Source organism: Nostoc sp. (assembly GCF_036916575.1).
Classification (GTDB): domain Bacteria; phylum Cyanobacteriota; class Cyanobacteriia; order Cyanobacteriales; family Nostocaceae; genus Nostoc.
In genome coordinates, this window is record NZ_JBALGC010000027.1 from 1 (window position 1) to 19,137 (window position 19,137).

General features: G+C 40.5%; 15 protein-coding genes and 2 pseudogenes. 10 read left to right on the plus strand and 7 right to left on the minus strand.

Translation table 11 applies throughout. The features are described from left to right. Window positions 1-255: 255 nt before the first annotated feature. Complete coding sequence (locus V7L29_RS07210) at window positions 256-645, plus strand: hypothetical protein (protein WP_334734996.1); 390 nt, start codon at window positions 256-258, stop codon at window positions 643-645. A 192-nt stretch (window positions 646-837) separates the two neighbouring features. Here the strand turns inward: V7L29_RS07210 and V7L29_RS07215 are convergent, their stop codons facing one another. Then, window positions 838-2,136, minus strand: coding sequence for a cation:proton antiporter (locus V7L29_RS07215; protein ID WP_334734997.1), 1,299 nt, complete (start codon window positions 2,134-2,136; stop codon window positions 838-840). Window positions 2,137-2,677: 541 nt separating this feature from the next. Here V7L29_RS07215 and V7L29_RS07220 point away from each other — a divergent pair. Next, window positions 2,678-2,941: a hypothetical protein gene (locus tag V7L29_RS07220; RefSeq protein ID WP_334693231.1), complete on the plus strand. Its 264-nt coding sequence runs from the start codon at window positions 2,678-2,680 to the stop codon at window positions 2,939-2,941. Window positions 2,942-3,267: 326 nt separating this feature from the next. After that, complete coding sequence (locus V7L29_RS07225) at window positions 3,268-3,639, plus strand: hypothetical protein (protein ID WP_334693232.1); 372 nt, start codon at window positions 3,268-3,270, stop codon at window positions 3,637-3,639. Window positions 3,640-3,950: 311 nt separating this feature from the next. Here the strand turns inward: V7L29_RS07225 and V7L29_RS07230 are convergent. Then, a pseudogene (locus V7L29_RS07230) lies at window positions 3,951-4,134 on the minus strand (transposase); the annotation flags it as partial. A 97-nt stretch (window positions 4,135-4,231) separates the two neighbouring features. Here V7L29_RS07230 and V7L29_RS07235 point away from each other — a divergent pair. Further along, window positions 4,232-6,010: a KAP family NTPase gene (locus V7L29_RS07235; protein ID WP_334735005.1), complete on the plus strand. Its 1,779-nt coding sequence runs from the start codon at window positions 4,232-4,234 to the stop codon at window positions 6,008-6,010. Window positions 6,011-6,068: 58 nt separating this feature from the next. Here the strand turns inward: V7L29_RS07235 and V7L29_RS07240 are convergent, their stop codons facing one another. From V7L29_RS07240 to V7L29_RS07250, 3 genes are all read right to left on the minus strand, one after another. Further along, window positions 6,069-6,236 carry a hypothetical protein gene (locus V7L29_RS07240; protein ID WP_334693234.1) on the minus strand — a complete coding sequence of 56 codons (168 nt, stop codon included), beginning with the start codon at window positions 6,234-6,236 and terminating at the stop codon, window positions 6,069-6,071. A 121-nt stretch (window positions 6,237-6,357) separates the two neighbouring features. Then, window positions 6,358-7,497, minus strand: coding sequence for a glycosyltransferase family 4 protein (locus V7L29_RS07245; RefSeq protein WP_334734998.1), 1,140 nt, complete (start codon window positions 7,495-7,497; stop codon window positions 6,358-6,360). A 63-nt stretch (window positions 7,498-7,560) separates the two neighbouring features. Continuing rightward, window positions 7,561-8,733 (minus strand): glycosyltransferase family 4 protein, encoded by a 1,173-nt coding sequence (locus V7L29_RS07250; RefSeq protein WP_334734999.1) that lies wholly within the window; start codon window positions 8,731-8,733, stop codon window positions 7,561-7,563. A gap of 599 nt (window positions 8,734-9,332) precedes the next feature. On the opposite strand from V7L29_RS07250, the gene V7L29_RS07255 reads away from it, so the two are divergent. Then, on the plus strand, window positions 9,333-11,549 hold the full coding sequence (locus V7L29_RS07255) for a hypothetical protein (protein WP_334735000.1): 2,217 nt from the start codon (window positions 9,333-9,335) through the stop codon (window positions 11,547-11,549). 543 nt (window positions 11,550-12,092) lie between these two features. Further along, the gene (locus tag V7L29_RS07260; RefSeq protein ID WP_334735001.1) at window positions 12,093-14,147 is read left to right on the plus strand and encodes a pentapeptide repeat-containing protein; all 2,055 of its coding nucleotides are present in this window, start codon (window positions 12,093-12,095) and stop codon (window positions 14,145-14,147) included. A gap of 137 nt (window positions 14,148-14,284) precedes the next feature. Here the strand turns inward: V7L29_RS07260 and V7L29_RS07265 are convergent, their stop codons facing one another. After that, window positions 14,285-14,854, minus strand: a complete 570-nt coding sequence (locus tag V7L29_RS07265) for a Uma2 family endonuclease (RefSeq protein WP_334735002.1) — start codon at window positions 14,852-14,854, stop codon at window positions 14,285-14,287. A 186-nt stretch (window positions 14,855-15,040) separates the two neighbouring features. Here V7L29_RS07265 and V7L29_RS07270 point away from each other — a divergent pair. Then, a pseudogene (locus V7L29_RS07270) lies at window positions 15,041-15,405 on the plus strand (FAD-binding oxidoreductase); the annotation flags it as partial. Here the strand turns inward: V7L29_RS07270 and V7L29_RS07275 are convergent. After that, entirely contained in the window at window positions 15,404-16,282 is an 879-nt protein-coding gene (locus V7L29_RS07275) for an aspartoacylase (RefSeq protein WP_334735003.1), read from the minus strand. The pseudogene V7L29_RS07270 and the gene V7L29_RS07275 sit on opposite strands and share 2 nt — an antisense overlap. 163 nt (window positions 16,283-16,445) lie before the next feature. On the opposite strand from V7L29_RS07275, the gene V7L29_RS07280 reads away from it, so the two are divergent. The 3 genes from V7L29_RS07280 to V7L29_RS07290 all read left to right on the plus strand — a co-directional run bounded on the left by V7L29_RS07280 (window position 16,446) and on the right by V7L29_RS07290 (window position 19,032). Further along, window positions 16,446-17,351: a LysR substrate-binding domain-containing protein gene (locus tag V7L29_RS07280; RefSeq protein WP_334688015.1), complete on the plus strand. Its 906-nt coding sequence runs from the start codon at window positions 16,446-16,448 to the stop codon at window positions 17,349-17,351. A gap of 128 nt (window positions 17,352-17,479) precedes the next feature. Further along, a complete protein-coding gene (locus tag V7L29_RS07285) occupies window positions 17,480-18,673 on the plus strand; it encodes an AGE family epimerase/isomerase (RefSeq protein ID WP_334735006.1) in 1,194 nt (397 codons plus the stop codon). Between the two features lie 158 nt (window positions 18,674-18,831). After that, window positions 18,832-19,032, plus strand: coding sequence for a hypothetical protein (locus V7L29_RS07290; protein WP_334735004.1), 201 nt, complete (start codon window positions 18,832-18,834; stop codon window positions 19,030-19,032). Window positions 19,033-19,137: the final 105 nt, after the last annotated feature.

The window sequence follows — 19,137 nt, forward strand, 5'->3', positions numbered from 1 at the left end:
ATGGCAGTTCCTATCAAAACAAGCGCACGCATTACACCTCTACCATCTCACCTTTTATTTTTATTTCTAGGAATAATAAAAAGTGGGATGCTCCCGGATTAACTGAACTATAGGTAAAAATTAATATACCCTGCGATAGAAGGAAGAACTGTACGTAAACACTTAGGATGCCTGTGAGCCTGAAATATTGAATATATTTATACATGACTAAGGCTCATAAAATAAAAAGAGGAGAAAAAAGAGGAGATTTTTTTCATGCAAAAAATTTTATTAACTTTAAAGCAAGCATTACGTTCCAGCTTTTTAGTTTTTGCCTTGATGATTTCCATCAGTTTGTTAGGTTCGTTTATTTTCATTCAGCAAGCTAGTTATGCAACTACTCTTGAAGAATTGAAGCTAGTACCTCCAGAGTATAAACCAAATTCTCAAGAAAAAATTAATCGCGCTAACGAATACGATCCAGGCGTTGGCGTTCAAGAGGAAGAACGAGAAGAAGCTTATGAGGAAGCAGTAAAAGATGCAGGAAACCTTAATACTATGGAGAAGGCTTACGAAAGGAATTTGAAAGCTGAGAGAGAACAAAATCCCCCAGAAAGTTTCGGTGAAAAAGCGAAAGAAGTTATTGAAAAGGTGACAGGTAAATAGAAAATATAAACCTAACCCCCAAACCCTTCCCTACAAGGGAAGGGGAGTAAGACTCAATGCCTCTCTCCGGTTTGGAGTCAGGTTTAGAAAATTAAATAATAGGGTGTGTTATGCCAGAGGCTAACGTACCTGAAATTAAAATTATTTATGGTGCCGTACTCTCAGCGATAACACACCCTACAAAAATTGCTTTTATTCAAATTCATCTATTGTGCTGGGAGGAGTAGTCTTTTTCTGATTAGCAAAATTGCGCTCATACCACTTCATTAATGGAGTTGAACTAATTCCATGCACAACCACCGAGACTACAATAGTAGTGTAAGTTATCCAAGCAATTTGTTCGGCTGCTTCACCTTTCAAGCCATTACCAAACGCATAGGCTAGATAATATAAAGAACCAACACCACGAATCCCAAACCATCCAAATAATAACCGAGTTCCTGGGTGCAAGGTTCGGCGGCGTGAATCCAGAGGACGTTTACCTATTGTGCTAATCCAAACTCCTACAGGTCTGATTATCAAGAATAACAAAATTATCACCATCAAAGATTGCCCAGCATAATTGAGCATTGGCTTTAATAACAATATTGAACCTAATAGTAAAATTGTCCCAACTTCCAGCAGCTTTTCAATTTGCTCAACAAATTCCAATTCTGCTAGCGGTTTTTCAGGATTATTGTAACTGCGTTGCACAACTAACCCAGCAATAAATACTGCTAGAAATCCATAGCCATTAACCATTTCTGTTAAGGAATAAGTTAGAAGAATTGTACTGATAGCAATAAAATCTTCCATTAACTCATCAGCAGCACGGCGTTTTTGAATTTTTTGTTCAATCCAAACTATAGATTTGGCAACAACAATTCCCATAACAATGCCAGCTGCGATCGCCCAAATTAAATCAACCGTAATCCACTGTTTAAACCAGTTACCCCAGTTGTCATCTTCTAATGCATGAATGCCAAAATAAACGAATGGAAAAGCTAAAGCATCATTTAACCCACCTTCGGAAGTTAAACCAAATCTCAACTCATCTTGGTCGTTTGTATCGGTCAGTTGTACTTCTGATGCTAATACTGGATCTGTGGGTGCAAGAATTGCTCCTAATAAAATCGCTTCTCCCCAATTCATCCCTAAAAGCAATTTACCCACAACAGCCAGAGCAAAAATTGAAATTGGCATCAGAAATACAATCAATCGCACTGTAATATCCCAAACCCCCAACTTTAGAGGACGAATAATTCTTAAGCCACAGCTAAACACAGAAATAATTACTACAAGTTCTGTTATTTTCTCCAGCAAATCGGCGTTAAAAACCTCATCTTGACGTAATTGAAGAAGTTTTAAGCCGTAAGGACCTAGAAAAATACCAACTAGTAGATAGATAATTGCAAAAGAAAGAGGTAAGCGAGCAATCCAACCTGACCCTAATGTGACCATCAGCAAAAGTAGACCAATCACAAATAGGTCAATAATATAGGTATCTACCATATAGCGATTTATATAAAAATTAGGTGTTGCTTTGTAAGCTTAGTTGCAATAGCTTTTTATTACAAATAACCTATGGGCAGATTTTCTGGGATTAGGGATTCAGACATGCACCAAATTGGATAAGAAATAAATAGATAAATTTGGCGTTGGCTTTGCCCGCACTTCTCTACGAGAGGCTCTTGCTAGTTTGCTTCTACGTACCACTTTCCTACGGAACGCTCCGCGAACGTGGAAGCAAGCTACGCGGAGCGTCCAGTAGGGAACTGGTACGGCAAAGCTCAGTGACCACCGTAAGCATCGCAGTTTAATTATTCGTGTCTAGATTAAAACACAGCCCTTAAAACAATGGGATGTCGCACGGAAATATCGCTAAAGCCCACCTGTGCGCTCCTACGAATGGTCTATATTGCCTACTTTCTCAGTTATACATCGCCAGTTTTAGTACAAATATACTATAATGTAGATAGCGTCCACAAAGCCTAGCCAAATGCATAACGGCTGTGTGAAAACCTTCTGGAAGATGGATTCAAGGGTTAGTTCGATGATGAAACATTACATTCTCAACTTCAATCCGACTGCCAAGCATGAATGGGATCGGTGTATTTTACGTGATCCGCTGACTGCCAAACGCCCAGACATTGCCAAATTAATTGCTGAAGCGGTTGGTGCTGATACAGGCAGTTATTTGGTGAGCGTGAATATCGAAGTTCAAGTTTTGGAGCAAGCGGTGATACCTCAAGCCGAACAACTCTCGCTTTCATTTCCAGAGGTGAGTGTGCCCTCACAACTACGGGAAGTAGCTTGAGCTACAGTGCAGAGTTTAGCAGAAAATAATTAGCCTGCATAAGCAGGCTTAATTCGTGTAGCCGCAGACTTCAGTCTGACAGCTAACGAAATCATGGGTATATGGGCGGACTTAATCTTATAACGCAAAATTACAGCTATTTTCAGGTAAATAGACCACGCCCTACGGGCACAGCATTGCTGTGCCCCTACGACAGATGTGGTTCAAATACATGAAAACTGCTGTAATGGCGTTGTTCATGCTCTGTGACAGCCTTTTGGAAAATGGATTCAAGGGTTGGCTTATACTTCAACACTACATTTTTGACTTTAGAGGAAAATTATTAAATGATGCAACTGAGTCATTATCCAGCTGCGATCGCCCAAGCTGCCCAACGGGCTAATGAAATAGATTCTCAGTTGATGGCAGTGCAGCAGCAAGTTAACCGATTTGAAGGCAATGCAGACCGCACCGCCGCCTTTGAGATGGATTTGAAAAATGATGCTCAACGCAAGGCTCGCCGCTTTGAGGTGCTGCTTGTGAATCAGGAATATCAAAAGGCAATAGACACCCAGATTCGATTAACTGTCGATAAAGCAAATGCGATCGCCCATTTGGAATATCTGCGTAACCAGTTTAGTGTAGCTAAGTTGGAAGCAAGATTAGCGATCGCCCATCAACTGTCTGATTTTGAATCTCGTGAATTAGTTGGTTTGTAATCACACCTATATAGCAGTTTTCTTTTGCATGAAGCTATAAAGCTAGGGGTTTTGAGGCAGGAGACAGTTCTTGCAGGAGGCAGGAGCTAGAAACTCTTTATATTTGATACGTGAGTCCTGCATTTTGTATTTCACTTACAGCTATTTTCAGGTAAATAGACCACGCCCTACGGGCACAGCATTGCTCTGCCCCTGATGTGGTTCAAATACATGAAAACTGCTGTAAAAAGCAAAATGCTGTATGTCATTTCTTTGGGCTACACTCATCATTCTTTTCGCCAATGACGAAAGCACGTATATGCCGTTTGTCAATTGGGGAAGTCTCCTGGTAAGTTTCGCCATGTACATCAAGAGCGTCAATACATAAAAAATCGCCTTGATTACTTGCCACATCTCTACAACTCTTGAACGACCACCTGGTTTGGCTACTGGAATTAAGGGTTCTAGAGGTTCCCATTGATCTTGGGTCAGGTTACTGGAGTATGCTTTACTCATGGCTCTCAATGGTGCTGTATCTACTTATTTACCGATTAGCCCTGAGAGCTTTTTTACTCCTTTGCCTACTTTTCAAACATCCTCTAAGAAAGCTTTTATGCAACAGACGGAAATTAACGATATATCAGTAGATAGCTCCTTAGTTGATCCTGAAAAAGACTTGCTGGGACACGCCAATTTCGCAAAATATCTAGCAGATAGCATTTGCAAAATGACTTTTCCTGAAGGTTTCGTTATTGCAGTTTATGGTTCTTGGAACTCCGGCAAATCCACACTATTAAACTTTGTAGTTCACTATCTTCAGCAAAAGCCAGACGAGGAGCAACCAATCATCGTTCCTTTTAATCCTTGGCTATTGTCTGGACACCAAAATATCACAAGGCGCTTTTTTGAGCAATTACAAAACGTTTTAACCCAAGAATCATCTGTGCCAAAAGGCTTGAAAGAGAGACTAGCTGATTTTGCCACCATTATTTCAGACATTCCTCTACCTTATGCTCAAACTGGCAAGGCATTAGCAGCATTATTGGACGATAAGGACAAAGAAGCTGCGGAATTCAAAGAGGAAGTGGAAGACAAGCTAGTACAGCAGCAGCGGCGAATAGTCATAACAATTGACGATATTGATCGATTGCCTGCTGACGATATCAAGCAGCTATTTCGCATTTTCAAAGCAATGCGGAATTTTACTAACGTTGTCTATCTTCTGGTTTTTGATAAAGAAGTTGTAATGAAAACAATTACAGAAACCAAAGAAATATCTGGAGAAGTAGACTTAGAAAAAATTATTCAAGTGAGTTTTGAGTTACCTATTCCTAAAAAAACCTCACTTCGTCGGCTGCTTTTTGAAAAGCTTAATAATATATTTTCTGAAACACCAAAACAACAAGTTAACAAACTTCGTTGGGGTAACATTTACTTTCAAGGAATAGATCACTTTATTACTAGCATCCGTGATATCATTCGTTTGATTAACACTTTAACAGTGACTTATCCAGCAGTAAAAGATGAAGTAAACCCTGTTGATTTCATTGCTATTGAGTCTTTGCGAGTATTTTGCCCAAAAATATATAGCATAATTCATCAAAATCCTTCTGTTTTTGTTGGAGAGGTAAACCTTTCAATAGATGAACTTCTAAGTCTGCTTAATACCTGGATTGCTAAACTCAAAGAGGAAGAAAAACAGCCTACCAAAAATCTACTCATGCACCTTTTTCCTAAGTTAAAATCTGTTTGGTGTAATAGTTATCTAGATGACAAACAAGAGCTGGAATGGGGCGAACAATTACGTGTGTGTAGTTTAAAAATATTTCCTATTTACTTTCGTCTGTCGTTATCAGTAGGTGAATTATCTAATACTCAGATAAAATCTCTCTTTGGTTTTATTGGAGACACAGACAAATTTAGAACCCTTCTTACAGAACTTGCTAAACAAAAATTTACAGGCGGTACAACACAAGCCAGGATATTTCTAGAACAACTAGAAAATTTCAATAAACAAGAAATTCCTCTGAATTACATACCTTCAGTTGTGGAAGCTTTGTTTGATGTAAGTGAGCAACTTTTACTGTGTCAAGATGATGAATCTAATGGCATTCTTGATTTTAGCAATGAAGTTATCATTAGTCGTTGTATCTCACAACTCTTGCGTCAAATCGATGAAACATCACGGTTTGAGTTGCTAAAAAAAGTAATTATCCAAGGGAAAGGATTACCAATAATTAATCATGAGATTGCAACCCTAAAAGAGCAACACAGTCAATATGGTACAGATAAATATAGCTATGAAGAGGGATGGCTTGTGAACGTACAACACCTCAAAGAACTGGAAAAAATGACTACTGAAAACTGCTGTAAACCACAGACTTCAATCTAGTACGTCGGGCGCGTAAATAGCGCAAAGTCGAGCCAGTCCGTTGGTGGGGTTCCCCCACTTAAAGGAACTGGCGTTGAGCGGCGGTTCCCGCCGTTGGCGCAGCCCGCCAAAGGCGAACAGTTAGCGCAGCCTCTTTTCTACCTTGGTAGAGAAGAGGCTGCGCTATCGGTTGGCGTAGCCCGCCGTAGGCATTAGAACTTTGCAACAGAGGAGTGTCACTTTGCAAGACGAGTAACTATTTAAAATCTCTAAAAAGTCCATTTTATAATACTTTTGAATGAGTGACTTCCGCCTTGCGGTACTAGGGTTATCCAAACAAAATCGGTGATTGTAAATTAGTTAGGTAATTATAATCTGTAGGACAATAGTTGGGCAATTTGCTGATTAATAATTGCAACATCAAAACGCTGACAAGCAGTAGTTCTGGCATTATTGGCTATAGTTACAGTTCTTTCTGTCTCCTGAAGACAGGTGATAATTACTTGTGCAAGTTCCTGAGGTTCTCCTGGTGTCACTAGAAAACCGTTAAGTCCATGTTCTACTAATTCCATTACACCCCCAGCTTTTGCTGCAACTACAGGTTTTTCACATAGCATCGCCTCAACAATTACTCTACCAAAGGGTTCTGGGGAAGTAGAGGTATGGGCCACCAAGTCACAAGCTGCCATTAACTGGGGAATATCAGAACGAAATCCTAAAAATTTAATGCGGTTTTCTAGTCCCAATTGGGCAACTTGTTGGTGTAACTTTTGGACGTAATCTTGTTCGCCAAACAGTGCATCACCCACTAAAATTGCTGTCACCTCTTGCGGACATTTGGCAAGGGCATCAATTAAAATATGCTGTCCTTTCCAAGGTGCAAGACGGCTAAAGTGTCCAACTACAAATTTTCCTGACAATCCTAATTGTTGCTGTAATTTATTAATATCAGACTTATCAGATTGATAAATTTTTGGCTCAAAGCCGTTATAGACAACTTCGATGATGTCTGGGCGTCCTCCTGCTTGCAAAAACGCTGTTTTACTAGCTTGGGAATTAGCAATTATTAATGATGCAAAACGATTAGCTAAGTTAACAGCAATATGAAGATTAGTTTGGCTAAAATGTTCTGTCGAAAGAATATCATGTAAATGATAAACTAGAGGGCGACGACTGAAAAAACTTACTAATGCCCCTACAACTAATGCTTTTTGGGTATTAGCATAAATTAAATCGTATTTACGCGCTTTTTTAATTACCTTAGTAATCAAAGGTGCAAGTTGTCCCAGACTCTTTAATCCTTGTACCAAACTGCTTTCTTTGTGAACTTCGATTGTTTGAGTTGCGAGAACTTCTACTGGGATATGATTTTGCTGTAGTAAATCTTTAAATGGCCCATTTGCAAATAAACCTACCAAAGCGCTTTCACCATATGGTTTAGCAATATCTATTAAACATAATTCGGCACCGCCTGGTTTACCGCTTTGGTCTAAGAAAAGAATTCTCATAAAACCTCTAGTTTATCTAATTTGACTCACGTAGCACCCCTAATATCTATTACAATCACTTGTTTAAGTTAATAAAATATTCCGTACTTGCTGGGCGATTTGATTCCAGTCGTAGTGTGTGGTGGCGTACTGGCGACAGGCTTCTCGTGAAGGTATGAGGATGTTTCCCAATAGTGCTTGTTCTAATTTTTCCGCAATAGCTGAGGCTTCGGTTGAAGTAGTAATTAAATCAGGTGAAAATTCTGCTAAAATTTCTGGCATCCCCCCAACTTGAGTACATAAAACTGGAGTACCACAAGCTAGAGACTCGATTATTACTAATCCAAAGCCTTCAAAAGATTGACTTGGCATAATAGTTAATTTAGCAGCTTGATAAGCTATAGGTAATTGCTGATCAGGTAAAAAACCTAAAAATTTAACGTTGTCGTCTAGTCCTAGTTCTGTAGCCTGTTGTTGTAGTGCAGCTTGGATGTGACCACGACCTGCGATCGCTAACCAAATATCTGGTATTTTGGGCTTAATTATAGCTAGAGCTTGTAATAATTTGTCAACTCCGGTTCGATGTACTAAGCGGCGTGATGTAAATATGATCCGGCGATTACTTGGCCAGCCTAGCTTTGTACAAGCCTCTTGAGGTGATAAATTTGGTTGAAACCAGTTAATATCAACTCCACCAGGGATAACATTAATTTTGTTCCAGGGTACTTGATATTTATCATGTAAAATTTTACCAAATGCTTTGCTCAAAACAATGAAGCGATCGCAGCGATTATAAGTGTTTTGTTCGATTAGCCAGTGTTTGATCAAAAGACTGAGATTTTTATTAACTACCTCTTGCTGACTCTCAGAAGCCCAAGGGCCATGAAAGTTAAAAGTAACTGGTACTCCCTTTGGTAAAATATCTAAAATAGGAAAGCTGTATAATGCAAAGTGCAAATTAATAGCATCTGGTTTGCTTGTTCTTGTTTTTTGGAAATTAGTACGAATCGACCATAATCTTTGCAAAATAGCACTATCGGGAGAACCCAAATTAGTCAGTTTAATCGGCGAATTTAGTTCAGCTTCTGGTAGACCGACTCCACATAATTCAACCTGATCTTGATTTGCTGCTAATTTATGAGTTAGCTCATAAATATACCTTTCTAATCCTCCGGGACTTTTGGGAAACCAGCCTAATCCAAGGGTGAGAATAGATGCAGATGCTGACGCAAAACTTCTTTTTTTATTATCTTCCATCAGTGTGTCTCCTATAAATGTATTAAAACAGTAGGGGCAATACCCTACGGGAAGCCGCTTTGCGTCTACATGAATTGCCCCTACAGCGTGTTGTATCCCAGCCTGAATTACTAGAATTTACAAATACACATTACGAATAAGCGTTTTTTTGTAGAACACCAATTTATAAACTATTTATATGTCCACGTCAACAAGGAATTAAAATCTGTGTTTTTATTAACCAGATAACACCGACTATGACAAATATGATACTTACCAATCAAGGAAGTTTAATGCTAGATGGTAAAAAGGAGAAACCGCTATATATCAATAAACCTTTAAAAAATTTTGTATTAACTATTACTACATGCTTTAAAAATTAAGTAAGTATTAATACATCAAATATTCTTTCAGATATTAGCTGAAGTTTTAAATAACCATGTGATTTTTATAAAGTTTATGTAAATAGTAATTTTTTAATCTAGATTGTTTATTATTGATATTTACTCAGATGTCGTGTTTCTAAATAACTTGGATTTTATCCATTTGAAAATAGTTAGATTTTGTGCGGATTTTATAAATAGGGATTGTAGATAAATAATTAAAAGCTGAAAATTTATATGAAAAATAAATTACTGACGCAGTTAGGAAAACTCCGTCACCATTTCAATCAGCACATCAAAAAATTATCTCAGATTAGATATTTACAAAGAAGTAAAACTTTCAACTTTTTACTCAGTCTGACTGTTGGAGTAATTGTTACTACCATTGGAATTACAACAGACTGGGCGATAACTGGAACATCCACACTTACTTACAAAACATCGTGGATAGGTAATACTTTTGGCAGTGGAAATCTGCGGGTACAAAACAATATTGAGGCAATGTATGTTGCCCCTGATGGCACAGTTTATACCAACAGCCATTGGGATGAGGCGGGAATGGAGGCAGCCATATATAAGGATGGTAAAGTTATTGGTGCTATTGGAGATACTCACGGCTGGAGTCGTGGCGGTGGCAAAGCTGTAACAGCAAATAGTAAATATATTTACATTGCCATGACTCAGGGTTCGAGGGGTAAAACAGATGAAGATTACCCACCTGAAGGAACAACTTGGCATTGCGTTAGACGTTATGATTTGTCGGGAAAACCTGCACCGTTTCCTAATGGGCGTGGCTGGGATAAAAGTATGTTGATTACCAGTACTAAAAATGAAATTACTGGATTAGCAACTGTAGGAAGCGAGTTGTATGTGAGTGATTTTGCTGCTAATCAGATTCGTGTCTATGATACTGATACGATGAAGGAACTCCGCAGCTTTACCGTTGCTAATCCGGGAGCAATAACTATTGATCCACAAAAAAATCTGTGGATTATTCAAAGCAAAAATGGTAGTAAGCCTGCCAAAATTCTCCATTATTCCCAAACTGGAAAGCAATTACCCCAACAGATTGCAGATATTGTTGAACCAACAGCGATCGCAATTGATCATGAAGGTAGGCTGTTAGTGGCAGAAAATGGGCCGCGTCAGCAAATGTTGATTTATGACATCAAAGATAAGCCAGTGCAGGTGGGTAGTTTTGGCTGTAAAGGCGGTATCTATGTAGGAGTTCCTGGTGAAGTTCGAGATTTGAAACTTTATGGACTTACTGGAGTCGGTACAGATGCTTCAGGGAATATCTATATAAATAGTGATGGTTTCAACAAATCAGGAACAGATTTGCGGAAATTTTCGCCATCGGGAAAATTAATCTGGCGATCGCTGGGATTGATATTCGTCGATAATGCAGATGCCGATCCTAAAACTGATGGTGTAGATTTATTCACCAAACAAGAACACTATCTGATGAACTATAGTAAGCCTGCTGGTAAGCAATGGACTTACAAAGCCTACACTTTAAATGGTTTCAAATATCCTCAAGATCCACGTCTGCATACATCGCCAGATGGAACCTTTGTTCGCCGCATCCAAGGAAAGCCGTTTTTGTACCTTACGGATATGTATAACAGCTTTCTACAAATATATCGTTTTAATCCAGCCACAGATGGCAAAATTGCCATCCCAGCCGGAATGTTTGTCGGTACCAATAGCAAAGATAAACCATTTCTCACCGGGAATTGGCCACCGCATCAACCAGAAAAAGGTGAGTGGATCTGGCGCGATCGCAACGGTAATGGCAAATTTGAAAAGAACGAATATGATACCAGCAAAGATTATCCCTATATCGGCGGATGGTGGGTAGACAGCAAAGGAGATGTTTGGAAAGCTTTGCGAACCCAAGATGGCATTCGCCACTATCCTTTACAGGAAATAGATCCTAAAGGCAATCCCATCTACAGCTATAGTTCGATGGAAAAACAAACTACTCCCAGCATGTTTAACGACTTGCGGCGGATCGAATATTTCCCGGAAACAGATACTATGTATTTGTCAGGCTTCACAGTAGATCACCCTGCATCCGGCGACGATGCTGGAGTTGTTGGTTCTGAGATTGCCCGTTTTGACAATTGGAGTAAAGGTAATCGTACTCCCAAGTGGCGGATTGTAATTCCCCATGACACCACTGGCAAACGTGAAGTGTCTACGGCTGCGATGAGTGTGGCAAAAGATTATGTATTCGCCGTTACAGTTAAAACCGCAGAGGTATATGTCTACAATGCTAAGACGGGAGTGCAAGTACAACAGTTAAAACCAGGCCCAGAAGTTGGCAGCGAAAGTGGCTGGATTGATATCCCCTACGGTATCCGCGCTTTTCGGCGTTCCAATGGTGAGTATTTGGTATTTGTGGAAGAAAATTGGAAAGGAAAAGTGATTATGTATCGGCTAGCGGGGTGAGCATTTACAGTAGACCCGTAGGGGCACGGCACTGCCGTGCCCCTACACCTAGCGATATAATGTTGTACCGCATCTGAATGGGAACCGCTATAAGGAGGGAATTAGAGCCAAGCCTTTTTACGTGCCTCAAATGTTGGGGGATGGGGAAGGTTAGAAAGAAAATTTGTGCCGTCTGCAATGGGACAGGCACAATACGCATAATCTAAATTATCTAGAGTGAATTCATAACGCACCCTACTTAAGATTTACTCCATTAATGAGTCTTTGATACTCGTTAATGAGGCTTTGAACTTTATTAATGAGTGTTTGAACTCCATTAATGAGTGTTTGAACTCCATTAATGAGGCTTTGAACTCCATTAATGAGTCTTTGAACTTCATTAATGAGTCTTTGAACTCTATTAATGAGGCTTTGAACTCCATTAATGAGTGTTTGAGCTTCATTAATGAGTGTTTGAACTCCATTAATGAAAAATATCTAATCATTCCTGAATTGACAGGGGTGAGCGTGTAGTAAAATTTGCTCACCTCTGTAAAGTGGAACATGGCTTTAGACTTCTCCGGTCAAAATCTCCGAGGACGCAACTTCAAAGGTAGACAAGACCTTGCGGGTGCAAACTTTAGCTATGCCGACATCCGAGGGGCAAACTTCACTAATGCTAACCTGAAAGGCACAAACTTCAGCTATGCTAAAGCTGGACTGCAACGACGTTGGGCAATTTTCCTAGTACTTCTGTCGTGGTTGTTTTCGGGACTATCAGGATTTATCTGGGAACTAAATGGTAATGTAGTATCGCAAATATTTGACAGCTCCATATATAACCAGATTGCGGGCTGGATTACCTTAATCCTATTGATTGCCTTCTTTTTTGTCACGATCCTCAAAGGAGTAGGATCTGGTTTAGTATTATTCTTCGTAGTAGCCTTTACTGGAGCTATAACTACAGCCATAGCTTTAGTGGGAGCCTTTGCTAAAAATTTTGCTGGAGACTTTGCTGTAGTCTCCAGCAAAATCTTTGCCGCAGGCATAGCTGTAGCTATAGTCTTAGCCTTTGCTATAGCCGCAGCTATAGCCGTAGCCGCAGCTATAGCCGTAGCCGCAGCTATAGCCGTAGCTGGAGGTATAGCTGTAGCCACAGCCATAGCTGTACTTGTAGCTCAAACCTTGACCTTTTCCGTAGTCTTCACTGTAGCAGGAACCTTACTTAGCATTTATATCGGTTGGCGAGCCATGAAAGGAGACGAAAAGCACTCCTTGATTCGTAATATCGCTGTTACCTTTGCTGCAACAGGAGGTACAAGTTTTCGTGGCGCTGATTTAACCAATGCTGATTTCACCCAAGCTACGCTCAAAAGTACAGATTTCCGAAACACTATACTCACCCGTACCCATTGGCATAAAGCCAAAATGCTTGACCGTGTTCGTCCTGGTTCAACTTATCTGCAAACCTCACAAGTACGTCAACTGCTGATAACAAGACAGGGACAGGACAAAAACTTTGACCGTCAAATCCTCCGAGGTATCAACTTAAAAGCAGCTAACCTAGCTGAGACCAGCTTTATCGGCGCTGGTCTCAGTGAAGCAAATTTGCAAGATGCCGATTTATCAAGAGCAAAGTTGAAGCAAACGCAACTAGACGGCACAGATTTAACAGGTGCAACACTCACCGGCGCGTACATTGAAGATTGGGGCATTACAAATACAACTAAACTACATGGGGTGAGGTGTGAATATGTCTTTATGCGCTTACCCACCAAAGAAGACCCCGATCCGCTCCGCAAACCTGATAATAAACAAGAGGTATTTGCAGACGGCGATTTTGCCGACTTTATCAAGCCAATTTTTGACACCCTCGACCTTTACCATAATCAAGGCGTTGACCCCCGCGCTGTTGCCATAGCTTTCAAAAACCTTGCTGAAAATCATCCCGAAGCCGAGTTAGAAATTGTGGCAATGGAGAAACGCGGCGATGATAAATTCTTACTCAGAGCCAAAACCGCCGCAGGTAGCGATAAATCTCAGCTGAGTGCAGAATATTTTGATGATTATAATCAACTCAAAGCTTTATCCCAAAGTCAGCAATTATTGCTGGTAGAAAGAAGCGATCGCATTCGTAATTTAGAAATTATGCTAAATACTGCACTTGGGCAGCCTAAATCTTATACACAAGGAAATACCATCATGTCTGATATCAGCGGCATCAACATTCAAGGCAGCAGTAATGTCAGTGGTATCGCTGGGAATAGTTCTGTTGCCAACCTGGGAACCATCAGCGGTAATGTAAGTATTGCCCTCACTCAGTTACCTGATTCACCAGATGCCGAGAAACCGGGAATTAAAGAATTATTGTCGCAGTTGCAAGAAGCAATTTTACAATCGGCAGATTTGGCAGAAACAGACAAAGCTGATGCATTAATACAGATACAAGCTTTAGCAGAAGCAGGTAAAAGTCCCCAAGAATCGACTAAGCAAAAAACGGCAAAAAATGCAATCACTATGTTGAAAGGGATATTTTCTGGCTTACCTGCTATTGCTTCGCTGGTGGAAGCGGGTAATAAATTATTGCCTGCGATTTCTAAACTATTCGGTTTGGGATAATTTATCATAAGTTCGATAAACCTCTCCCTGCCTTGAACTAAAGTTCAAGTCTGTCCCTCTCCGAGTCGGAGAGGGACGGTTTTGCGTAGTAAAACCTCTTAGAGGTCTTTTGATTCAACTAATTCGATAAACAATTTCTAAGCCGTTACTACCTGCTGCGCTGTCAGTGTTAACTCAGGGAAAGTCGGAGAAGAAATTTGCTGGTTTCCTGTGAATACTATTTGGTTATAACGTCCCTGATTCAACAAGCAAACTGTTACCTTTGCTTCCAGAGGATCAACAATCCAGTATTCAGGGATAGAAAAGGCTGCATACTCAAGTGGTTTTCTTTGATAATCTCGCTTCACAGACTCAGCGCTAACCACTTCTATTGTTAACAGTGGAGGTAACTCAAGCACGGCCGATTTACCCTGAATAGATTGTCGCTGTTCTTCAGTCATCACAATTAAGTCAGGGAGACGGGATTTTTTGACGGAGGTACGAACGCCAGTACCGCTAGGGCGAACCTGCCAGTCTAACCCTAGTCGTTGAATTTCCAAATAGAAGCGGATCAACAAGAAAGTAATGATAGCTTCATGCAAATCTGAGGCTGGAGGCATTTCTAGCAGTACCCCATCCTCAAGTTCATAGCGCTTTTCAGTTCCGTCATTGTAAGTGAGATATTCCTCAAAAGTATACAGACGTTCTACAGGTTTTGTAGTGGACATACTTTTGTAATTCGTAATTCGTAATTGGCCATAATCATATCTACTTTCTCCATTCTCAGGTAGTTTTGGAATGTAGAGTTGAGTTTTTCCAAAATGTCTTTACAGCAGTTTTCATGTATTTGAACCACATCTGTCGTAGGGGCACAGCATTGCTGTGCCCTTACGGCGTGGTCTATTTACCTGAAAATAGCTGTAACTGAAGAAATTCTTTCCCAATTACCCGGCAATGTTTTAGGAGGATTGCGCCAAAGCGATCGCATCTTAACATCTGTGCGCGAAAACTCCGCACCAGTACCAACCTTAGTTAAAGAAAGTCAACCACCTTTAAGCGTTGTAGACTTCGATGTAGTTATCTGCGGTGGCACTTTAGGCATTTTAATTGGTTGCACCTTAGCGGTGAAGGGGCTGCGGGTGGCGTTATGGAACGGGGAATTCTGCGGGGGAGGGAACAAGAGTGGAATATCTCTGGTAAAGAATTAGATGTGTTTGTGGAATTGAACTTGCTAACTGAGGAAGAATTAGCAAGTGCGATCGCCACTCAATATAACCCTAAACTATCTCTTGCTGCTTTTGACTTAAATGCATCGCAATTCCTTTCTCGTAGTAAGCTGCTTCATTAATAAAAATAGGATAAACAGTAGACTCTCCCTGATAGAAAATATCTTTTCCTTCAAAAGTAAGAAACATTGGATCACCGGGATTCAGAGGTTGATAATCTCTAAACTGAAGCTGGGGGTGAATCATGGCTTGAATCTCTTGGCGATTGCTTCTCGGATAATCTATCGTCTCAATATATTGATAAAGTGTAAGCGTGCTGTTTATCTGCGGAATATTACCTTGGTTGCACCCTTCAAAATAGTCTAAAATTGCATAAATAAGCTGTTCTGTTTGCTGAAATAATTCGGCGTTTAAAATATTCTGAGCCACAGCACCAACTTCGATAACAAAACCCAATTCGCACAAAGAACGGAGAAAACCACCTTCTTTAGATTGTTGATTAACAAAAACCTTTACCATCGGATTGATAGAACTTAAATAAGCGCCTAACCGAAGTAAGAAAGGATGCATATCACAAAAAATTAGACTTAATCCCATGTTGGCAGTTGTGCTGTGCAAATCAACAATTACATCTACAAAGGGCTGATTTTGTGGTTGCAGTATCTGTTGGATTGCTTTCGCCCGCGTATCTTCATAAGTTGAGAGTTGGGAATTTTGTAAGCCTTGATTGGTGAAGCAACGATTTAAATCCTTGTCAATGTATCGTTTGCCTTCTTCAATAGCTTTGAGATTGCCAAGTAATGCCAGAGTTTCAAAACTTGCTCTGTTGATTAAATTTGGGTACTGCTGAAACTTTTTGACTAAATATACTCCTGTTAACTCATTACCGTGATTTCCTCCAACGATCGCAACTCGTTCAATCTGACTCATAACAACCTCGCAATAGAAGCTTGTAGGGTAAGCATTATCATGCCCATCCTCCTGTGGTCTATTTATATAAAACCCGCTATAAGAATCACAATAAATAAAATGCTACTATATGTCCAATATTTAGTTGAAAAATCAAGTATATATATAAAATATAGTAGCTACAATGATAGAACTTCGACATCTGCGTTACTTTATCGCTGTGGCTGAAGAATTAAACTTTAGTCGTGCAGCTGAACGCTTGCATATTGCTCAACCACCTTTAAGTCAACAAATTCAGGCGCTAGAAGCAGAACTAGGGCTACAACTATTTGAACGCAAAAAACGCCCACTAGAGTTAACTGCTGCTGGGCAAGTCTTTTTAACAGAAGCACGTTTAGTGTTCCCTCAATTGGAACGAGCAATTACCTCCGCACAAAAAGTTAGCCGGGGTGAAATTGGACGCTTAGTGGTGGGGACTAATAGCTCCGTTGCTAACAGCGTTCTCCCAGATATTCTGCAAATTTTTCACCCTTTGTTTCCAGAAGTGATACTGGTGTTGCGTGAAGTAAGTTCTTTCCAGCAGGTAAAACAATTGCGCGATCGCCACATCGATATTGCTTTTGAACGGTTGCCCAATACTAATTTAAATGATAGCGCTTTAAATTTTCTGCCGATTTTGCAAGAGCCTTTAGTCGTTGCTTTACCAGAAAAGCACCCTTTAGCAGCCCAATTCCAAATTCCACTCATTGCCCTGGCAGACGAACCTTTTGTATTACCGCCAACCGACTTAGTACCATCATACAGTCAAATTATTAGCCTTTGTCAGCAGGTAGGTTTTTCCCCAAAAGTGGTACAAGAAGCAACTTGGATGGTGACTGTACTCAGTTCGGTTGCAGGTGGAGTCGGGGTAACATTGCTTCCTGCTAATGCCCAAAACCTACAGCGAAAGGGAGTTGTCTACAGACCAATTCAGGGAGAAAACTTAACTCTAGAACTAGCTGTGGTTTGGCGACGCGATGATTTATCTATAGTTTTGCACGAGTTTTTAGAGATCACAAAGACTGTAGCGCGAAACCAAAAATTCAACTAACTTTTGCAGGCTAAATCTTGTCAGAGAGTGAGGCGATGTCTACGACGGGCTACGCCTACGCTCCATATTCGAGCCAAAATGTGATAACTGTTAAGCTGTTAGTTTTAGCACAAAAGGGGAGGAAATTTATGGGGTATAACTTTCAAGCAATGCCTCCGGCGGGCTACGCCTACGCTGAACTTTACAAAAACGCTCTCCTCAACGATGTCCTCCCATTTTGGGAAAAATATTCTCTCGATTGGCAGCAAGGCGGCTATTTCACTTGCCTTGATCGCCAAGGCAAAATTTATGATACAGACAAATTCATCTGGCTGCAAAACCGTCAGGTGTGGACTTTTTCCATGCTTTACAACCAGCTAGAAAAACGCGAAAACTGGTTAAAAATTGCTAGCAATGGCGCTAATTTTCTCGCCCAACATGGCAGAGATAGTGATGGTAACTGGTACTTTGCCCTCACCCGTGAAGGGAAACCACTGGTTGAGCCTTACAATATCTTTTCTGATTGCTTTGCAGCGATGGCATTTAGTCAATATGCACTCGCTGGGGGCGAAGAATGGGCAAAGGATGTAGCAATGCAAGCTTACAACAACGTATTACGCCGCAAAGATAATCCCAAGGGCAAATATAACAAAACCTATCCCGGCACACGCCCGATGAAATCATTGGCTGTACCAATGATTTTAGCCAACCTAACTCTAGAAATGGAATGGCTGCTGCCAAAGGAAACACTAGAGAATGTCCTAGCTGAAACTCAGGGCGAAGTGATGACCGATTTTCTTGACCAAGAACGGGGACTAATGTACGAAAACGTTGCCCCTGACGGTTCCCACATAGATTGTTTTGAGGGACGGTTGATTAACCCCGGTCACGGTATCGAAGCTATGTGGTTTATCATGGACATCGCCCACCGGAAAAACGACACCAAAACTATTAACCAAGCCGTTGATGTGGTGCTAAATATCTTGAATTTTGCTTGGGATAGTGAGTATGGCGGATTGTATTACTTTATGGATGCAGACGGTCATCCTCCACAACAATTGGAATGGGATCAAAAGCTGTGGTGGGTTCACCTAGAGTCTTTAGTTGCATTAGCGATGGGCTATCGCCTAACAGGGCGTGAGGTCTGTTGGGAATGGTATCAAAAAATGCACGATTACGCCTGGTCACATTTTGCTGATTCAGAATACGGTGAGTGGTTTGGGTATCTCAATCGGCGTGGGGAAGTATTGTTGAACCTTAAAGGTGGCAAATGGAAAGGATGTTTTCATGTACCGCGTGCGTTGTATCTTTGCTGGCAGCAGTTTGAGGCGTTAAGTTCATAGTAGGCAAATTGCGATCGCTACTCTTTTGCAATAAACTTCTTGTAAAAATTTATCTTCATAACCACAACTTAAGCTGTGGTAAAGACAGCTTCAGCATTCATAACCACAATTTAAGCTGTGGTAACAACAGCTTTAAGATTATTTATGAATCATTAAGTATGGATAATGACAACTTTAGCATTGATAACCACAGCTTTAACATTACTTATCAATGCTTCAGTTGTGGTAACGACAGCTTCAACATTCATAACCACAGCTTTAACGTTACTTATGAATGCTTCAGTTGTGGTAACGACAGCTTAAGTTATGGCGATACCTGCGGCGGTAAACTCAGTTTACAGCAGTTTTCATGTATTTGAACCACATTTGTCGTAGGGGCACAGAAAAAGCTCATAGGTGTCAACTTAACGTGAAAGCTAGATTTGGCGAACTTTCCAGGTTTGACCCTCACCCCCAACCCCTCT